The 19396-nt window shown below is 74.2% G+C and carries 12 protein-coding genes; 3 read left to right on the forward strand and 9 right to left on the reverse strand.

Features of this window, described 5'->3' with window-relative positions; translation table 11 throughout:
* Positions 1–115: 115 nt before the first annotated feature.
* The 3 genes from O7542_RS17855 to O7542_RS17865 form a co-directional block, all read right to left on the reverse strand.
* Positions 116–2662: a malectin domain-containing carbohydrate-binding protein gene (locus O7542_RS17855; RefSeq protein ID WP_166455461.1), complete on the reverse strand. Its 2547-nt coding sequence runs from the start codon at positions 2660–2662 to the stop codon at positions 116–118.
* A gap of 205 nt (positions 2663–2867) precedes the next feature.
* Positions 2868–4025, reverse strand: a complete 1158-nt coding sequence (locus tag O7542_RS17860) for a HAMP domain-containing sensor histidine kinase (protein ID WP_176722869.1) — start codon at positions 4023–4025, stop codon at positions 2868–2870.
* 2 nt (positions 4026–4027) lie between these two features.
* A complete protein-coding gene (locus O7542_RS17865) occupies positions 4028–4693 on the reverse strand; it encodes a response regulator transcription factor (protein ID WP_043325656.1) in 666 nt (221 codons plus the stop codon).
* Positions 4694–5328: 635 nt separating this feature from the next.
* On the opposite strand from O7542_RS17865, the gene O7542_RS17870 reads away from it, so the two are divergent.
* Positions 5329–6519: a C39 family peptidase gene (locus O7542_RS17870; protein ID WP_240925448.1), complete on the forward strand. Its 1191-nt coding sequence runs from the start codon at positions 5329–5331 to the stop codon at positions 6517–6519.
* Here the strand turns inward: O7542_RS17870 and O7542_RS17875 are convergent, their stop codons facing one another.
* The gene (locus O7542_RS17875) at positions 6520–7812 is read right to left on the reverse strand and encodes a PQQ-binding-like beta-propeller repeat protein (protein WP_166455462.1); all 1293 of its coding nucleotides are present in this window, start codon (positions 7810–7812) and stop codon (positions 6520–6522) included.
* Positions 7809–9044, reverse strand: coding sequence for a PQQ-binding-like beta-propeller repeat protein (locus tag O7542_RS17880; RefSeq protein WP_281604923.1), 1236 nt, complete (start codon positions 9042–9044; stop codon positions 7809–7811). The genes O7542_RS17875 and O7542_RS17880 overlap by 4 nt, the downstream gene beginning before the upstream one ends.
* 105 nt (positions 9045–9149) lie before the next feature.
* Between O7542_RS17880 and O7542_RS17885 the strand changes: the two genes are divergently transcribed.
* Positions 9150–11006: a hypothetical protein gene (locus O7542_RS17885; protein WP_222949529.1), complete on the forward strand. Its 1857-nt coding sequence runs from the start codon at positions 9150–9152 to the stop codon at positions 11004–11006.
* A 13-nt stretch (positions 11007–11019) separates the two neighbouring features.
* Here the strand turns inward: O7542_RS17885 and O7542_RS17890 are convergent, their stop codons facing one another.
* Positions 11020–12801 carry a hypothetical protein gene (locus tag O7542_RS17890; protein WP_281604924.1) on the reverse strand — a complete coding sequence of 594 codons (1782 nt, stop codon included), beginning with the start codon at positions 12799–12801 and terminating at the stop codon, positions 11020–11022.
* Entirely contained in the window at positions 12759–14510 is a 1752-nt protein-coding gene (locus O7542_RS17895) for a hypothetical protein (RefSeq protein ID WP_280841730.1), read from the reverse strand. The genes O7542_RS17890 and O7542_RS17895 overlap by 43 nt, the downstream gene beginning before the upstream one ends.
* Positions 14511–14843: 333 nt before the next feature.
* Here O7542_RS17895 and O7542_RS17900 point away from each other — a divergent pair, with 333 nt between their 5' ends.
* Positions 14844–16034 (forward strand): hypothetical protein, encoded by a 1191-nt coding sequence (locus O7542_RS17900; RefSeq protein WP_281604925.1) that lies wholly within the window; start codon positions 14844–14846, stop codon positions 16032–16034.
* Positions 16035–16226: 192 nt separating this feature from the next.
* On the opposite strand, the gene dxs is transcribed toward O7542_RS17900, so the two are convergent.
* Together dxs and O7542_RS17910 are read right to left on the reverse strand one after the other, a co-directional pair.
* Positions 16227–18170 (reverse strand): 1-deoxy-D-xylulose-5-phosphate synthase, encoded by a 1944-nt coding sequence (dxs, locus tag O7542_RS17905; protein WP_064447144.1) that lies wholly within the window; start codon positions 18168–18170, stop codon positions 16227–16229.
* A 58-nt stretch (positions 18171–18228) separates the two neighbouring features.
* Positions 18229–19389, reverse strand: a complete 1161-nt coding sequence (locus O7542_RS17910) for an anhydro-N-acetylmuramic acid kinase (protein ID WP_281604926.1) — start codon at positions 19387–19389, stop codon at positions 18229–18231.
* Positions 19390–19396 lie beyond the last annotated feature (7 nt).

Here is a 19396-nt window from a genome sequence, read left to right on the forward strand (position 1 = left end):
CACCGCCCTCCGGCGCCGGCAACCCCGCCCCGCCGCAAGGAAGGGCCCCTTGTTAACAGCTGCGTGTTAACAAGGGGCCCTTCCTCTACCGGAGGCGTTAAGAAGGTGCCCTTCCTTACGGGCCGACGAACACCGCCTTCGCGCGCCAGTCGACGCCGTCGACCGCCGGGCCGCTGCGCACGGTGAACGTCGCGGCCGGCACGCCGTTCACCCAGTCGGTGGCGGCCAGGTCACCGGTGTTGCGGTTGACCTTGTAGAGCGTGCCGCCGGAGACGAAGACCGCGCCCGCGTCGGCGAACCCGCTCGCCCCGGACACCGTGAACCGGTCGGCGCCGACCACGCCGCTGTCCGGGGTGAACCAGCGCCAGAACAGTCCGTTCTGCCCGTTGAGCGTGTAGTAGAGCCGCCCGCCGGAGAAGAACATGCCGGTCACGTTCGGGATCTCGGCGTAGAAGCCGGTGGTCGCGCCGACGTACGTCTGCCCGGTCGGCCCGGAGTTGGTGATCACGTTGTCCCAGTACGGGTCGTGGTACGGGTCCACCAGTTCCGGCGCACCGAACGTGGTGCCGTTGAACGTACGCCGCCACAGCGCGCCGTCGGCGCCGTAGAACACCGTCCCGCCGACCCAGAACGCGTTGCGCGCGCCCGCCCAGACGGTGCCGTTCGGGTCGGTCACCGGGTCCGGCGCGCCGACCGTGCTCTGCCCGTCGTACGAGCGCACCTGCACCGGCGAGCTGGCCGGGGCGGGCGGGGGCCCGGTCTTGACGATCTCGACGGCGTTCACCAGCGGGTTCTCCCGCACGTGGCGGAACTCCACGTCGATCGAGCCGTCGCTGACCACCGTGAACTCCCGCATGGTGCCCACGTTGTGCCCGGCGGTGGCGGACAGGTCGAGGTCGTCGAGGACGACAGCACCCTCCAGCGCCACGTCGAAGATCCGCGTGCCGGCGTTGGCGGTGCCCGCGTACCGGTTGGCCATGTAGAGCCGCACGTGCACCTCGGTGCCGTTGGGCACCGGGAACTGCCAGGTCATCTCCGCACCGCCGGACGGGTCGTACCGCTCGTGGTTGTAGAGCTCGACCGGGGTGCCGGCCGGTACCGTCGAGTCCAGGCTCGCGGCGGTGGTGTAGCTGGAGACGCTGCTGCCGGTGTTGTGGTACGGGCTGGGGCTGGAGCTGGTGTCGGCCGCCCAGTCCGGCCCGCCGTCGGTGGCGGCGACGGACGAGCCGCCGGCGTTCACCCGGTACAGCACGTTCGTCGGCTGCGGCAGGCCCGCCTGGTAGATGTTGCCGGGCAGGGTGGCCGTGGTGGTGGGGTGCACCGCCGTCCCGCCGGCCAGCGGGAAGAACGCGATCCGCTCCCGGCGGTACTGGAAGTTGCCGATCCACAGCGTGTCGCCGCCGACCCAGAGCCCGGTCGGCGTGACGAGCATCTCGGAGGCGCCGATGCCGCGCGGGTGGCGGCCGGGGTTCCAGGACAGCGGCAGGCCGTTGGCCGGGTCGAGCGCGGCGATGCTGGCCCGGCCGACCGCGCCGGCCCGGGCGTTGTCGGTGCCGGTGGTGTTGTTGAGCCAGCGGAGGTGGCCGCCGACGTAGACCGCCTCTTCGCTGATGCCGACGGACAGGAACGTGTCGCCGCCGCTGTAGTCGACCCAGGTCGGCTGGAGAGCGGAGCCGGTCGCGCCGGCCTCCCAGCGGGCCGCGGTGTCGCAGAGCGTTCCGCTGTACGGCGCGCCGGTGGTGACCACCACGAAGTAGCTGTTGTCCGGGGAGAACGCGACGTCACGGACGTACGAGTCGAAGGACTGCCACTTGCAGCGCGGCGTGTAGCGGGCCGTGTTCCAGTCCGCGACGGTGGCGGCGGTGGCACCCAGGTCGATCTTGACGATCTGGTCGTGCAGCACCCCGTCGGCCTTCTTGAAGTTGCCGATGACGACGAGCTGCGTGCCGTCCGGGGAGACGGCGAGCTTCTCCGCGCCGACGCCGGCCTTGGCGCCGCTGACCCCGTCCCAGTTGTGGTTCTCGGTCAGCGTGGTGGTGAGGTAGCTGTCCACGGCGCCGGTGGTGGCGTTGAGCGACGCCAGTCCGCCGCGCGGGTTGGGGTTGCCGGCCGTGGTGAAGATGCCGCCGACCAGCAGCCGGTTGCCGACCAGCGCGATGTCCTTGATGAGCCCGTTGAACGCGGGCGGCGCGAAGCTGGTGACGACCGCCCCGGTGTTGACGTCGAGCAGGGCCACCTTGCGCCGGGTCACGCCGTTGACGGTGTTGAACTTGCCGGCGACGAAGACCGTGTTCGCCGTGGGCCCGCCCGTGACCGCTGTCACCTCGTTGTCGAGCGTGGGCGCGAACGCGGTGTCCACCGCGCCGGTGGCCTTGTCGAACGCGAGCAGGTAGTCGCGGGGGATGTCGACGTCGGAGTTGCGGTTCTGCACACGGGTGAAGGAGCCGCCCGCGATGATCTTCGTACCGGCGTCGTGGATCGCGTCGACCGAGCCGTCCTGGACGTCGGGCGAGGCCGTGGAGGGGACGGTGTGGACCACTTTGTCGTGGCCGGGCGCGGCGGCGGCCGCGGGCGTGGCCGGAGAGAGGCCGACGACGGTGAGGGCGCCGGCGGTGAGGACCGCGAGAAGACGGCGGCGGCGCGGGGCCGAGAGGTGGGTCACGGGCAGCTCCGGTGGGTGAGCAGGGTGAGGCGTCGCTGCGCTTACTCTCCGTTGATCACCGCTCCGCGTCCAGCGTGAGCCGAGCATTCTGCCCGACCACCGTGCCGCCGGGGGCCGACCACCGCCGGGTCCGGCCAGGACAGCCGAGGCTGTCCGCACGAAAAGGTGAGGCCGCCTCACCGGCTGGACGGGTCGGGATGGGCGGTCAGGTGGCCGCGGGCGGGTCGGCCGACGGAAGCGTGACGGTCACCTCCAGGCCGCCACCGGGCTGGGCGACCGCCTTCACCGTGCCGCCGTGCGCGTCGCAGACGGCCCGCACGATCGACAGACCGAGCCCGGAGCCGCGAGCACCGGTGCGTTCCTGGCCGCCGCGCCGGAACGGCTCGAACAGCCCGGGTACGTCGGCGGGGGCGACCTCGAAGCCGGTGTTCCCCACCACCAGCCAGGACCGCTGCCCGTCGGTGCCGGTGCGCACCCAGATCCGCCCGTGCAGGTGGTTGTAGCGGACCGCGTTCTCCACCAGGTTGCCGGCCAGCCGGTCCAGCAGCCCCGGGTCACCGACCACCGGCGCCGGACGCAGCGACGTGTGCACCTTCAGGCCGATCCGCTCGACCTCCCGGGACACCGCGGACAGCGCGTTGGCGGTGCCGACGGCGAGGTCCGACTCCGCGCGCCGGGCCAGCCGCCGGCCGGTCTGGGCCTCGCTGCGGGCCAGCACCAGCAGCGCGTCGACCAGGCCGTTGGCCCGCTCCGAGGCGTCCCGCACCACCCCGGCCATGCGGCGGTACTCGGCGAGGTCGGCGTCGTCGTCGCTGAGCGTCACGTCGATTTCGGTACGCATCACCGCGAGCGGCGTCCGCAGCTCGTGCGAGGCGTTCGCGACGAACCGTTTCTGTGCCTCGAACGCGCCGCTGATCCGGTCCAGCATCGCGTCGAACGTCTCGGCCAGCTCGGCCACCTCGTCGTCGGCGCCGGACCAGCCGATCCGCTCGTCGAGCGTGGCCTCGCCGAGCCGGCGCGCGGTGGCTGTCACCTGGTGCAGCGGGCGCAGCGCCCGGCCGGCCACCAGGTACGCCCCGGCCACCCCGACGACGCTGATCGCCACGAGCGCGAGCAGTCCCTTGACCAGCAGTTCCTGCGACGCCGCGTCGACCAGTTGCCGCTGCCACTGCCCGGCGTCGAGGGTACGGCCGTCGGTGAGCACCACTGTGGTGCCGGGCAGCAGCTCGTCGGTGGGGCGCAGCGCGTCGCGGACCAGCAGCCAGGCCAGCAGCACCAGGATCGCCCCTGCACCGACCAGCAGGACGCCGTTGAGCAGGGTCAGCCGCAACCGCAGCGTCGGCCGCACCCGCCGGGTGCCCACGCTCACTGCGTGCGGCCGATCCGGTAGCCCGCCCCGACCACCGTGTCGATGAGCGGCGGGTCGCCCAGCTTCTTGCGCAGCGTCATCACGGTGACCCGGACGATCGTGGTGAACGGGTCGGTATTGGCGTCCCAGACCCGTTCCAGCAGCTCTTCGCTGGACACCACCGCGCCGCGCGCCTTGAGCAGCTCGGCGAGCACGCCGAACTCCTTGTTGGTGAGGTCGAGCGGCACGCCACCACGGGTGACCACCCGCCGGGCCGGGTCCAGCACCAGGTCGGCCACCTCCAGCACCGGCGGCGCGGCCGGGGTGGCCCGGCGCCCGAGCGCCTGCACCCGCGCCACCAGCTCGTCGAACGCGAACGGCTTGGCCAGGTAGTCGTCGGCGCCGAGCTGCAGCCCCTCCACCCGGTCGGCGACGGTGCCGCTCGCGGTGAGCATCAGCACCCGGGTCAGCGCGCCGGAGGCGGCCAGATCGGCGCAGATCTGGTCGCCGTGCACACCCGGCAGGTCGCGGTCCAGGATCACCACGTCGTAACGGGTGACGAACGCCGCCTCGTGGCCGGCGTCGCCGTCGTAGGCGACGTCCACCGCCATCCCGCGCTTGCGCAGCCCGCGCGCGATCGCGTCGGCGAGGTTGCGCTCGTCCTCGACCACCAGTACCCGCATCCCGGCCCTCCCGCCTCGTGACCTCTGACAACCTAGTGCCGCCGGCCAAGCGTGTCGCCGGAGGAGCTGTCCCGGCGGCGCATGATCCTCCCGCCGTCCACCGGGTCGCTCTTCCTCGCACGCGCGGATTTCTGTGACTGTCCGTGAGATTGGCGACGGCGCGCCGCTGCGTCACGCACTGTCACCGACGGTTGCTCCTCCACGCGAGACTGCCGCCGAGTCAGAAGCCGTTGAACTGCAGATATGCCAATTCGGCCGTCGGGGCCTGCGATGCCCTTCCGTCGACTTTGCTCTGCAGCCCGATACGCACTTGTTGCGGTGAGTCACCGTTGCGTCGATGGCTGCAGAGCAAAGTCGGCGCAGGGTGAACCCCGGGACCTCACGTCACGGTTACCTTCGGTGACGAAAGTGCAGTCAGTTGGGCCGCCCCATCGACTCGCTACGCCCCTGATCACACCGGGCCCGGCGAGCAGGCGGACCCTCCCGCGCGGCTGGCCCGAACCCACCGGCCGACCGGTCCAGCGCGGGGCCCGCACCCACCGCCGTTGCACAAAACCTTCGGGTACGCGATGCTCAGCGGCAATGATCGACAAGCACGCGGTCGAGGCACCCGATCCACGCCGGGCGGCACCCCGATGACCGGCCGCGACATCGCGTACCGCCGGTTCCGTTTCCCGGCGGACCGGGACGTGGGCCTCGCCGACGGGCTCACCGCGGGGCCGGACGGGCTGGTGCTCGACGGCGCGCCCGGCCGCCTGACCCACACCGATCCGCACTCCGGGACCACCGCCGAGTACGCCGCCGGGAGCTGGACCTCCCCGGTGACGCCGCTCGGCTTCGCCGCCGTCGAGCTGGTGCCCTCCTGGACCGCGCACACGCCGGCCGGCTGCTGGCTGCGCGTGGAGCTGCGGGGCTGGGCCGGCGACGCGGCCTCCACCGGCTGGTACGAGCTGGGCAACTGGGCCGCCGACGACAGCACGGTGCACCGGGCGTCCGTACCCGGGCAGGCGGACGACCGGGCGCGGGTGGCCGCCGACACGCTGCGGGTGACCGGCGCGACGGTGACCGGCTGGCAGGTGCGGGTGACGCTGCTGCGCCGCCTCGACGCGGCGGACGGCCCGGCGCTGCGCACGATCGGCGTGGTCGCCTCCACCGACCCGCCCGGCGTCGGACAACGAGCCGTCGCAAGAACCGATGCCGGCGCGGGCGGCGCGCGAGGGCGGGTGCTGGACGTGCCGCGCTACGCGCAGCGGCTGCACGCCACCGGGGAGACCCGCTGGGGCGGCGGTGGAGACTCCTGGTGCAGCCCCACCTGCGTGTCCATGGTGCTCGACTTCTGGGGCGCGGGCCCCACCCCGGACCGGTACGCCTGGGTGACGCCGCCCGGCCCCCGCCCGCGGGTGGTGCACGCCGCCCGGCACTGCTTCGACCACGCGTACGCCGGAGCGGGGAACTGGCCGTTCAACACCGCGTACGCGGCGACGCACGGCGTGGACGCGTTCGTCACCCGGCTGCGTTCGCTGGCCGAGGCGGAACTGTTCGTGGCCGCCGGCATCCCGCTGATCGTCTCGGCGGCGTTCACCGCCGGGCAGGTGCCGGGGCTGGACTACGACACCCGGGGGCACCTCATCGTGCTGGCCGGCTTCACCGCCGACGGCGATCCGGTGCTGAACGACCCGTACGCGCCGGACGACGAGCGGGTCCGCCGCACCGTGCCGCGCGCGCCGTTCGAGCATGCCTGGCAGGTGGGCAGCGGCGGCATCGCGTACGTGCTTCGGCCCGAGTCGACGCCCCTGCCGCCGCCACCGGCGCAGGCCAACTGGTGATCAGCGTCCGGCCGGCCAGATCGCCATGCCGCCGGTCGGGCGCAGGCACACCAGCTGCGTACCCGTGTCCGCGCACTCCGACCAGGCGCCGGGCAGGATCCCCCGGATCCGCACCTGCCCGGCCGCCACGTCCAGCGCGCCGACGAGCGTCCGGTCCTCGGTGAGCGTGCGCAGCCCGAGCAGCGGCCCGGACGGGAGGTCGTTGCCGGAGACGCGCCAGCGGCCCAGCCGGGCCAGCACCCGGCCGGTCGGCGGGTCCAGCGCCGACAGTTCCAGCTCCTCCCCGACCCCGCGCTCGGCGGCGATCAGCCGGTCGCCGACCGGTCCCATCCCGAGCCACCGCTCGTCGGTCCAGGCCGGGCGGCCGGTGGCCGGATCGAGGGTCTGCGCGCCGCCCACCTGGTTGCGCAGGCACACCATCCCGGCGCAGTCGGCGAACCAGAGTCCGGCGCGGGAGCCCACCGGCAGGCTCCACCGTTCCTCGAGCCGGTCCAGCCCGTACCCGGTGACCGAGCCCCGGGCGTCCTCGACCAGCAGCAGATCGGCCACCACCTGGGCGTACCGGTAGTCGGCGCGGCCGGCCGCGGGCGCCACCCGGCCGGTGTGCGCGACGGTGCCCGCGTCCGCGTCGTACACGGTCACCCGGCCCTGCGGGGTGACCAGGACGAGCTGTGTCACCCCGTGGTCGTCGCGGCGGTACCCCACCTCCTGGCCCGGTACGGGCAGCGTCCACCGCACCGCGCCGGAGGCCGGGTCCACGGCCCGTACGGTGCCCGCGCCGGGCGGGCGGGGGTTCTCCAGCAGCAGCCCGCCGGAGGCGGTCGGGACCGGGTATCCGGGATGCCGCCAGCGCAGCGTGCCGGTCGCCGGGTCGAGCATCGCCGACACCGAGTCACCGTCCCCGGCCGGGCTGCTCGTCACCAGCAGTCCCCCGGCCACTGTGGTGAGGCCGAGCACGTGGTCGCCGTCGGTCAGCGCGAACCGCCACGCCGGTTCCCCGCCGGGCAGCCGGTACGCGGCGACCACCCGCCCGCCCCGGCCGGTCGCGCCGGGGCCGTCGGCCACCACCACCCGGTCCGGCCGGACCACGAACGCCGCGCCCTGCGGGGCGGGAATCCGGATCGGCACGGGCCGGCGCGGCGGACCGGCGGCAGCGTGCACGACGAGCAGCACCAGTACGCCGAGCAGCGCCACCCGGACCGCCGGGCCGGGCGGCCGACGGGGCGGCGCGGGTTCCGGCTCGTCGGCGGACTCGCCGTGCCGCATCTCGCCCAGTTCGATCACCGGGCTCACGGCAGCCGCCGCACCACGTAGTCACCTGCGGGCCTGCGGCAGACCAGCAGCGTCACGCCGGTCGTGCAGTCGGTCCCGGTGATCACTCCCCTGATCGGGGGCGGACCGCCGGACAGGTCCATCTCGGCCAGGAGCTGCCGGCCGCCGCCCAGCAGCCGGGTGGCCAGCAGCGGGCCGCCGGACCCGTGCTGCGGGGCCAGGGTCCAGCCGCCCAGCTCGGCGATCAGACGCCCGTCGGCCTGGCCGAGCACCGCCAGGCCGCCGGCGCCGATCGCGGTGTCGCCGACGAGCAGCCGGTCGTCGCGCGCCGCCACGACGCGCGCCCACCGGTCCACGCTCCAGCGCACGGCGCCGGTCGCCGGGTCGAGCGCTGTCATCCCGGCGCCCGGCCGGACGGCGCAGAGCAGGGCGCCGCACCTGTCGACGTAGTCGACGAGCTTCTGTTCGACGGTCCAGCGCGGTCGCAGCGTGTCCAGGTCGTACGCCTCGATGAGCCCGCCGCCGATCTCCAGCAGCAGCCCGGCCACGGTCATCACGTGGCGCGGGCCGGGCGGTCGAACCGGGTGCAGGTCCCGGGCCGCGACCCGCGCGCCGGTGCGCGCGTCCACGACCACCACCTGCCCGGTGGCCGGCCACAACAGCATGCGTTCCGTCCCGGAGCCGTAATCGAACCCCAGCATGCCCGTCGAGGGCAGCGTCCACATCGTCCTTCCGTCGGCCGGGTCGACCCGGGTGATCGACGGGCGGGGGTCGGACGCGGCGGACTGCGACAGCAGCACCCGGCCGACCGCGAACGCGACGCCGCGCCGGCGCCAGACGTCCACGCCGGTGGCCGCGTCGTACGTCACCGTCTCCCAGTCCTCGTCGCCGCCGGCCGGGCCGGCCACCATCACCCGGCCGTCCTGCTCCCACACCGACACGGCGGTGCCGATGCCGGGCAGCGGACTGCGCCACAGTTCCCGCCCTTCGCGGTAGGCGACGAGTTCCCGCCCGTCACCGCGGTTCGGCCGCACCACGTACACCACGTCGCCGGAGACGAACACGGCCGAGCCCAGGCCGCCGGGCAGCGTCCACTCCGCCGGTCCTCGCGGCGGCGCGGCGGCGGCGAGCGTGAGCAGCGCCAGCAGCAGGAGCGCCAGGGTGCGGGCCGGCCGCCCGACGCTGCGCGGCGGGCGGGGGGCCGCCGGGGGCGGAGCGTCGTGACGCAACTCCCCCAGATCGATGACGGTCACGACCATCCTCTCCCGCGCGCCCGGCCGCCGTCCGGCCGTGACCGGCATTGCCACAATTCGCCTGTACGATGGCGCGTCGTGGCCGTGCCCGTGGTGGACCCCTCGTTGAACCCCTCGTCCGTCGAGACGGACGCCGTCGTGGCCGATCCGCCACGCCGTGCCCGTCGCCGGCCGGCCCGCGCCGATCTGCTGGCCATCGGAGCCTATGTGCTGCTCGGTGTTCTCGTCTGCCTCAACTACTGGGGCGACGTGGAGCACCGGGTCTCCTCGCACCTGCCGACCGACCACAGCTGGTTCGAGTGGCTGTTCGCGCACGGCGCGTACTCGGTGCAGCACCTGGAGAACCCGCTGTTCACCACCCGGCAGAACGCGCCGGACGGGGTGAACATGATGGCGAACACCTCGCTGCTCGGGGTGACGCTGCCGCTTGCGCCACTGACCCTGCTGCTCGGCCCGCAGGTGATGTACGCGCTCTACCTGGGCGCGGCGCTGTCGGCGACCGCCGCCACGTCGTACTGGGTGCTGTCGCGGCACCTGGTCCGGTCCCGGGCCGCCGCGTTCGCCGGTGGCGCGTTCCTCGGCTTCGCGCCGGGCATCGTCCACCACGCGAACGGCCAGCCCAACTTCGTGTCGAACTTCCTGCTGCCGCTGATCGTGGCGCGGGTGCTGCGGCTGGGCGAGCCGGGGCGGTGGCGGCGCAACGGGCTGGCGCTCGGGCTGCTGGTGGCGTACCAGGTCTTCATCAACGAGGAGATGCTGCTGCTCACCGCGCTGGCCTGCCTGGTCGTCGTGGTGGCGTACGCGGTGCAGCGGCCCCGGGCGGCCCGCGAGCGGGCCGGGTCGTTCCTGGCCGCGCTCGGGCTCGGCGGCGGGCTGGCGCTGCTGCTGACCGCGTACCCGATCTGGTTCCAGTTCAACGGGCCGCAGTCCTACCGCGGATTGCAGGGCGGCGTCTTCCACAACTGGGGCGAGGACCTGGTGGCCTTCGTCACGTTCGCCCGGGACACGATCGCCGGTGACGAGGCGGTGGAGAAGACCATCGGGCTGACCGAGCAGAACACCTGGTTCGGCTGGCCGCTGGTGCTGGTGGCGCTGGGCGCGCTGGTGCTGCTGGTCCGCCGGTCGGTGCCGGCCCGGATCCTGGCCGTGCTGGTGGTCGTCTTCACGATCGCCTCGATCGGCCCGGTGGTGCGGTTCAACGGTGTGGAGACCGACGTCGACGGGCCGTGGGCGTACATTCCGGACGACCTGCCGCTGGTCGAGATGATGATGCCGACCCGGTTGAGCCTGGTCGTGGTGGCCGCCGTGGGTGTGCTGCTCGCCCTGGCGTGGGACGCGCTGGCCGGTGCCGGCCGTCCGCCGGTGCCCGCCCCCCGCGCCGCCGTCGACGACAGCACGGACGGCGACGGCGACGGGACGGCCGCGCGCGACACGCGCCGCCGGGTGCTGCGGCTGGCCGGGTACGCCGCGATCGTGGCCGCCCTGGTGCCGCTGATCCCGCGTCCGCTGCCGGCGGAGCACATCGACCCGCCGCCGCGCTTCATCACCGCCGGTGGCTGGCGGCCGTACGTGCCGGAGGGCCGCACGCTGGTGCCGGTGCCGATCCCGAGCAACGTGCACGGGCTGCACACGCTGCGCTGGAGCGCGCTGACCGGACACGAGTTCCCGATCCCGGGCGGCTACTTCATCGGCCCGAACGAGCGCGGTGAGGGTGTCTTCGGCGCCCCGAACCGCCCCACCAGCACGCTCATCTACTCCACGATGGACGCCAACGCGGTGCCGGAGATCACCGAGGAGAACCGCCGCCAGGCCGTGGACGACCTGCGCTTCTGGCGGGCGTCGGTGGTGGTGCTCGGGTCCGGTCCGCGCGAGGCGGTGCTGCGCGACCTGATGGCCGAGCTGCTCGGCCCGCCGCAGCGGGTGGACGACGTGTGGCTCTGGGACGTGCGCGACCGGGTCTGAGCCGGCGTCCCGCTCAGCCGACGAGCCCGCGGACGTCCCACAGGTGCCCGCCGGGCACGTCCCGGCCGGGGCCGAGAAGTGCGTCCAGCGTGGCGCGTACCGGGTCGGCCGGCGTCGAGTCGGCCTGCACCAGCGCCGCCGCCCGCCAGTGCCGCAGATCGGCGACCGCCTGCCGGCGTTCCGCGTCGCCGACCGGCGGCACCTGGCCGGTCTCGGCGGCCCGGCGCAGCAGCAGCGACGTGGGCCGGTCCGGCGCGCCCCAGCGGGCGGCCGGTTCGTCCGCCGAGCGCGGGCCGATGAAGTAGCCGCCCGGCGCGTCGAACGCCAGCGCGGTGCGCGCCGACCAGAACATGGCCGGGCTGACCGCCGCCCCGGTCACCGGCGGCACCGGCACCAGCGTGCGGCCCGCCGGCACGTACGCCTGCCAGCCGCCGCCGGACACGACGGCCGGGACCGGCGCGACCGGCACCGTGCGGATCGGGGTCGGCGTCAGCGGCAGCAGCGCGGCGGCGACCGCGCCGGCCCACGGCGCCCAGGCGCGCACGGCGCCGTGCCGGACCCGGTCGACTGCGAGCGCCAGCAGCACCCCGAGCACCGGTACGCACACCAGCGCGAAGCGCGCCGGCACCACCAGGTCCAGCAGCGGCGCCCCGGCGAGCAGGCGGTACGGGCCGGGCAGCCCGGTGTCGTCGCGGTTCACCACCACCGAGGCGCCGAGCGACAGCGCCGCGAACAGCAGGCCGCACGCGGCGAGCGCGCGTACCAGCGGCCGCCGCCACAGCCATACCACGACGAGCAGCGCCAGCAGCGGCAGGAACGGGCCGAAGAACGAGTTCTGCTCGGTCGGGTTCGGCGACAGCAGCCCGGCCCGGTGGGCGTCCCCGGCAACTGTCTGCCGGGCGGAGGCGACGAACGAGACCAGGTCCAGCCGGTAGCCCCCGGTGTGGAACGGCATCCCCCGGTAGTGGCCCGGCCCGGCGAACTGGAACCACAGCGGGTACGCCAGCAGCACGCCCGCCACCAGCGCGCCGACGCCCAGCCGGCGGGCCACCACCGGCACCAGGCGACGCGCGGCGGCCCGGTCGGCGAGCGCGTACGCCCCGGCGAACACCCCGGCGGCCAGCGCCAGGAAGACGAGCACCTCCTCGCCGAGGAACACCTGGTACGCGACGGCCAGCCCGAGCAGCACGCCGTCGCGGCGTACCCGGTCGGTGGCCGGGCGGAACACCAGCGCGAGGATCACCGGCACCAGGAACTGGGCGGCCATGTGCAGGTGCGCGCCGGCCTGCGCCACCATGCCCGGGGCGAAGCCGCAGACCAGGCCGCCCACCGCGGCGGCGGCCCGGGAGCGGACCAGCCGGCGGGCGAGCAGCGCGTACCAGGCGGTGGCGGTGCCGGCGAGGCTGATCGTCACGGCGACGAGGAACGCCGCCTGGGAGCCGAACGCGACGGTGACCGGGGTGAGCGGCACGCCCAGCCCGAGCACCGACGTGTTCGCCATCAGGTTCACCCCGTCCGGGGCGTTCAGCGCGGCGCTGTGCAGCGGGTTCTCGCCGCCGGTGACCGCGCGGGCGGCCCGGGCCAGCATCCACTCGAACAGGATCTGGTCGCCGGCCTGGTGGAACAGCCGTTCCGGGCGGCGCCACTGGTCGCTGGTGAGCAGCACCGCGAGCGCGAGGTAGCCGGCCACCACCAGCGCGTCGACCGGCCGGCGGCGGGGCGCGGGCGCGGGAGCGGGCTGCTCGGGTGCGGTCAGGCGGGTCGGCTGGTCAGTTTCCGCACGTCCCACAGCCACACGTCCAGCTCCTGCCGTCCGGGCCCGACCAGTTGCTCCACCGTGCGGCGCAGCGGCTCGGCGTTCTGCTCGGCCAGCGGCAGCACCACCACCGCCGCGTTCCAGTGCCGCAGCTCGTCCAGGTAGCGGCGGCGCTGCCGGTCGTCGAGCTTCGGCGTCCGGCCGGTGGACGACACCTCCCGCAGCATCTCGCCGATGCCGCTGGGCCGCCCGCCGAAGCGTCCCGGGTCTCCGGTGACGCCGTTGCGCGGGGCGAGGAAGTAGCCGCCGGGGATCTTGAAGTCGAGGTTGGTGCTGGCCGCCCAGCGCATCGGGTCGGTGTTGCCCATCGCCGGCACCGGCACGGACACGAGCGTCTGGTCCGGGCCGACGTACTGCCGCCACCGGTCGGCGGTGATGAACTTCGGCACCGGCTCCCGGGTGGTGACCCGCAACGGCATCGGCGCGATCGGCAGCAGCGCGAGGATCAGGCCGGCGGCGGTGAGTTTGCGGGCCGTCCGCCGGTCCACGCCCCGCAGCGCCCAGGCGCGGCGCACCGCGTACGCGAGCAGGATCGCCACCGTCACGCTGGTGATCAGGCCGAAGCGGGTGGGCACCACGGCGTCCAGCAGCGGCAGCCGCACCAGGAACTCCCACGGCCCGGTGACGAGTTCCCGGTCCCACCAGGAGATCCGCTCGCCGAGGGAGAGCACGGCGAAGAACAGCCCGGTCGCGGCCAGCGCCCGGACGATCACGTCGCGCCGCAGCCAGATCACGATGCCCACGGCAATCAGCGACAGGCTCCAGCCGAAGAACGCGTTCTCTTCCGAGTAGTTCGGGGCGAGGTTGACGTTGGCGCGCTCGTTGCCGCCGAACGTGGGCGAGCCGGGGGCGAAGTACGCGGCGATGTCGTTGCCGTAGTCGCGTACCGCGTCGCTGAGCCCGTGGTACGCCATCGGGCCGGCGAACTGCACATACAGCGGGTACGCCAGCAGCGCGCCGGCCAGCGCCGCGCAGACCGCCAGCCCGGCGCCGAGCGGACGCCACGCGGTCGTCCACCGCTCGCGCTGCTGCACCACCACGGCGATCAGGAACACGCCCAGCGCGAGCGCGGTGAAGAGCAGGATCTCCTCGTTGATGAACGCCTGCGCGGTGACCAGCAGCGCCAGCAGCACGCCGTCGCGCACCGGCCGGGTCGAGCGGGTCAGCACCAGCACCCGCCACACGATGAACGGCAGCAGGAACTGGCTGATGATGTTCGGATGCCAGTTGGCGTGCGACAGCATGGCCGGCGAGAACCCGCAGAACCAGGCCGCCACGGCGGCGGCCGGGCGGTGCCGGATCACGTGCCGGGACAGCACCCGGTACCAGGCGGCGGCGGTGCCGGCCAGGCCGAGCGTGACCAGCGTGACGAACGAGACCGCCGGTCCGAACAGGAGGGTCACCGGCACCATCGGGATGCCGAGCGCCAGGATGGCGGTGTTCGCCATCAGGTTGACGCCGTCGGGGTAGTTGAACTGCTCGGTGAAGAACGGGAACTCGCCGTGCAGCACCACCCGTACCGAGTGGGCCAGGAAGAACTGCACCTGCGCCGGGTCGCTGCTGTAGAGCGCGGCGACCCGCCCGGCCGGGTCGGCCCAGATGCCGCTGGTCACCCAGATCGCGGCGAGCAGGAATCCGCCGTACACGATGAGGTCGATCCGGCGGCGGGTCCACCGCCACCGGCGCACGCGCCGCGCGCCCGGCGTGGCCGGCGCCGCGGGCTCGGCCGGCGGTTGCGGAGGTGTCGTGGTCGCCGGCTCCGGCTCGGCGACGGTGACCGGTGGTGGATCAAGGGTGACGGAGCGGTGGCCCGTCGGGGCGGCGGCGTCCGGCGTCGAGGCGCCGCGGGTCTCGGCAGGCGTCACAATCGGCGGAGTCTACCGGAGCCGGATATTGGTACCCGAATCGCCCGTCACGTTCCGCAGTGGTCACTCGACCGAAAGGGTGAGCCGGGCGCGGCCGGGTGGCGGGCCGTCTCGTACCATGTGGGCTTCCGACCGACGACCGGCGAGGGGATCAGGGTGCTTTCAGCCCGCCGAAGCGCTACGACGGGCACCGCGCTGGCAGCTCTGCTGCTGGTCACCGCGGGTTGCGGACCGATCGCGGACCGGAAGCCGGCGGATCTGCGGGTCGGCTACGACAGCCTGGACGGCAACCTCGCGGTGTGGCCGCCGCGCGGCAGCCTGGCCGGCGACGCGGCGGCGACCGCCGCGATCACCACAGCGGTACGCGAGTGGCGCTCCCCGGTGGACGACCGGGTACACGTGCCCACCTCCGGCATCCTCTTCTCCGGTCAGGTGGCCGGCTCCGCGCTGGCGCTGGTCGCCGCCGATGTGCCCGGTGACGCCGCCTCCTGGCTGCTGCAACTCGACCGGGACGGGCAGCGGTGGCGGGTGGCCCACGCCACCGAGTACACCGATCCCGGCTACCTGGTCTACTCCGACGTGCTGCCGGTGCGCGACCCGGACGGCCGCCGCTATCTCACCTCGGCCCGCGTCGAGCGCCTGCTCGGCCCCGACGGCAAGGCCGTCCCGAGCACCGACGGCGTCACCGAGCCGATCCGCGTACCGGCCTGCCAGGCCGTCGAGCTGACCGCGGCCCTGCGGCCCACGGCGTCGCTGCCGCGCGGCAAGGCCACGGACCGCGTCCTCGACCTGGGTACGGCCACCGAAGCGCCCCGCTACCCCCTGGTACGCGACGACACGGGCGCCGGGAAGCGCGCGCTGACCGGGCTGGACACCTGCGTGCTGGCCGGTGAGCGGGGCCCGTTCGGCAGTGTGCCGCGCCGCATCGGCGACCGGGACGCGCCCCGTTCCGCGCCGGAGTCCTGGCCGATGGCGAAGATCGCCACCCGTTCGCTCGGTTCGGTGGCGCTCGGCGACGGGGAGCCGGGCGAGTTGGAACAGTTGAGCTGGGACAGTCCCAGCGGGACGATGACCGCGGTGGTCTACCGGCCCGCGGACGGCGGCACGCCGGTGGTCTCCCCCGCCGACCGGTCCACCACGCTCCAGGCGTACCACCTGCCGATGCCCGGCCGGCCGCTGGCGGTGCTGAGCTGGCGTACGGGCGAGGTGTCGTTCTCCGCCCCGCCCGGCACCACCCGCCTGGTGGACCGTCCCGGCCTGGTGGTCGTCGAGCACACCGACCAGCGGCAGACGTTCAGCCTGGCCGGCACCGAGAAGACCTGGTACCGCTCCCTCCCCACCCCGTAACCCCGCCGTGGTCCCCGTCGATCATGAACTTGACGGCGACAAACCGGACACCAATCCCCGCCAGCCTCATGATCACCCCGGGCGCCCCCGCCCGGCGATCTTGCGGTTGCGGCCCTCCCTTATCGGGCGAAGCCGACATCAGGAGGGCCGCAAGTGCAAGATCGACGCGGGCGGTCGCGGCGGAGAGCGGGGTCAGCTCTGGGCTCGGGCTCCGTTCGCGGCCGGGTCGACCGGGGTGGCGTCCAGGCTGGAGATCCAGCCGGTGACGTCGCGTGCCACGTCCTGCGCGGTCAGCCGCAGGTCGGCCAGGATCTGCGCGCGGCTGCCGTGCGGGTGCCAGTCGGCCGGCACGCCCATGTCCTTCACCGGTACGCGGACGTCCGCGTCGCGCATCGCCTGCGCCAGCGCGGAGCCGACGCCGCCGATGCGTACGCCGTCCTCCACGGTGACCACGAGCCGGTGCGCGGACGCCAGCTCGACCAGTTCGGCCGGCACCGGGCGCACCCAGCGCGGGTCGACCACAGTCACGCCGTACCCCTGCTCGGCGACCCGGGCGGCGACCTCGACACCGAGGCCGGCGAACGAGCCGACCGCCACCAGCAGCACGTCGGTACGCGCCGACTCGGCCAGCACGTCGACCGGGCCGACCCGGCGTACGGCCGGCAGGTCGGCGGCGACGGTGCCGGTCGGGAAGCGCAGGATGGTCGGGCCGTCGTCCACGGCGATCGCCTCGCGCAGCTCCTCACGCAGCGTGGCCGAGTCGCGGGGCGCGGCGATCCGCAGGCCGGGCACCACGCCGAAGACCGACATGTCCCAGATGCCGTAGTGGCTGGGCCCGTCCGGGCCGGTGATGCCGGCGCGGTCCAGCACGAACGTGACGGGCAGCTTGTGCATCGCCACGTCCAGCAGGACCTGGTCGAACGCGCGGTTGAGGAACGTGGCGTAGACCGCCACCACCGGATGCAACCCGCCCATGGCGAGGCCGGCGGCGGAGGTGGCGGCGTGCTGCTCGGCGATGCCCACGTCGTAGACCCGCTCCGGGTACTTGCGGGCGAGCGTGGCGATGCCGGTGGGCTCGGCCATGGCGGCGGTGATGCCGACCACGTCGGGCCGCTCGTCGGCGATCGCGACCAGCTCGTCGGCGAAGACGTTGGTCCACTTCACCGACGGCACGGCGAGCAGCTTGCCGGTCTCGGCGTCGAACGCGCCGGGGCCGTGCAGGCAGTCGGCCTCGTCGTCCTCGGCGGGACGGTAGCCGTAGCCCTTGCGGGTGACCGCGTGCACGATCACCGGGCCGCCGAAGTTCTTGGCCGCGCGCAGCGCCGCCTCGACGGCCGGCACGTCGTGGCCGTCGACCGGGCCGACGTACTTGATGCCGAGGTCCTCGAACATGGCCTGCGGGGCGACCGCGTCCTTGATGCCCTTCTTGACCGCGTGCAGCACCTCGTACATCGGCTTGCCGACGAACGGGGTGTTGCCCAGCGCGTCCTTGACCGTGTCGAGCACCTTCTCGTAGCCGGGGTTGAGCCGCAGCGACGACAGGTGGTCGGCGAGGCCACCGATGGTCGGCGAGTAGGACCGGCCGTTGTCGTTCACGACGATCACCAGCGGGTTGCCGGCGGTGGCGATGTTGTTCAGCGCCTCCCAGCACATGCCGCCGGTGAGCGCGCCGTCGCCGACCACGGCGACCACGGAGCGCTTCTCGCCGCGCAGCGCGTACGCCTTGGCGAGGCCGTCGGCGTACGACAGGGCGGTGGAGGCGTGCGAGTTCTCGATCAGGTCGTGCTCGCTCTCCGCCTGGCTGGGGTAGCCGGAGAGGCCACCGCGCTGGCGGAGCTTGTCGAAGCCCTCCTGCCGGCCGGTGAGGATCTTGTGTACGTACGCCTGGTGGCCGGTGTCGAAGAGGAGCCGGTCGCGGGGGGAGTCGAAGACCCGGTGCATCGCCAGGGTCAGCTCGACCACACCCAGGTTGGGGCCGACGTGGCCGCCGGTGCGGGAGACCTTGGCGATCAGGAAGTCACGGATCTCGGCGGCGAGGATGTCCAGCTGCTCGGCGGTCATCCGCTTCACGTCCTGCGGGCCGCGGACGGTGCCCAGCAGCCGACCGTGGTTGGCCGTGCCCTCTTCAACACTCATGACCGGAGAGTCTATCGGCCGCGCGACAGTCCGCAGCCCGGCCGTGCATCGACCCAGGTCAGGCGTCGACCACCAGCCGCCGGGGCGCGGGTGGGCGCGGCGCGGCGGCGGACGGGCCGGCCGGCGTCCAGGAGCCGAGCACGGTGGCCCGGGAAGCGCCGGTCACCGACGGCACCGCGCCCGGCAGGCCGTGCCAGGACAGCCAGCCGAGCAGCGCGAACGCGTACGCCTCCTTGGCCTGGGCGGGTACGCCCAGCTCGTCGGTGGTGCGCAGCCGCCAGCGTCCCACGCCCAGCGCGGCCAGCCGCGCCCGGAGTGTGGGATTGCGCACTCCCCCGCCGGCGGCCACCACCTCGGTGACCCGGTGCCGGTCGCAGGCGTCGGCCACCGTGCGGGCGGTCAGCTCGGTGAGCGTGGCCAGCACGTCGTCGGCGGCCACCGGCTCGCCGAGCGCGGCCAGCGCCGCGTCCAGGTAGCCGCCGTGGAACAGCTCCTTGCCTGTCGACTTGGGCGGCGGCGCGGCGTAGTACGGCTCGGCGAGCAGCCGGGCCAGCAGCGCCTCGTGCACCCGCCCGGCCGCGGCCCGCGCTCCGTCGACGTCGCAGGGCCGGTCCAGGAAGCGCCGGGCGGCGGCGTCCAGCAGCGCGTTGGCCGGGCCCACGTCGTACCCGAGGACGGGCGCGCCGGGCGCGACCACGGTGAGGTTCGCGATCCCGCCGAGATTCAACGCCGCACGTGGGCCGGCAGCCGGGTCGAGCAGCAGCGCGTCGAACGCCGGGACCAGCGGCGCGCCCTGGCCGCCGGCCGCCACGTCCGCCGAGCGCAGGTCGTGCAGCACGGGTACGCCCACCCGGGCGGCCACCCGGGCCGGCGCGCCGAGCTGGAGCGTGCCGCGCACCCGGCCCGCCTCGACCCAGTGGAAGACCGTCTGCCCGGGCGACACGACCGCGTCGGCAGCGCCCCCGGCCAGCTCGACGCCGGCCGCCGCCGCCTCGGCGAACACCTCGCCGAGGCGGTTGTCCAGCCGGCAGACCGCCTCGATGGTGGTGGCCGCCGGGGGCAGCAGCGCGCTGATCTCGGCCCGCAGGTCGTCCGGGTACGCCAGCTCGCGGTGCCCGAGCGGCCGCAGCCGCAGCGTGTCGCCGTCGGCGGTGAACTCGGCGGCCACCACGTCCACGCCGTCGTAGGACGTGCCCGACATCAGCCCGACGATGCGCAAGGAAGGG

Origin of the sequence: Micromonospora sp. WMMC264 (assembly GCF_027497275.1) — a bacterium.
Classification (GTDB): domain Bacteria; phylum Actinomycetota; class Actinomycetes; order Mycobacteriales; family Micromonosporaceae; genus Micromonospora; species Micromonospora chalcea.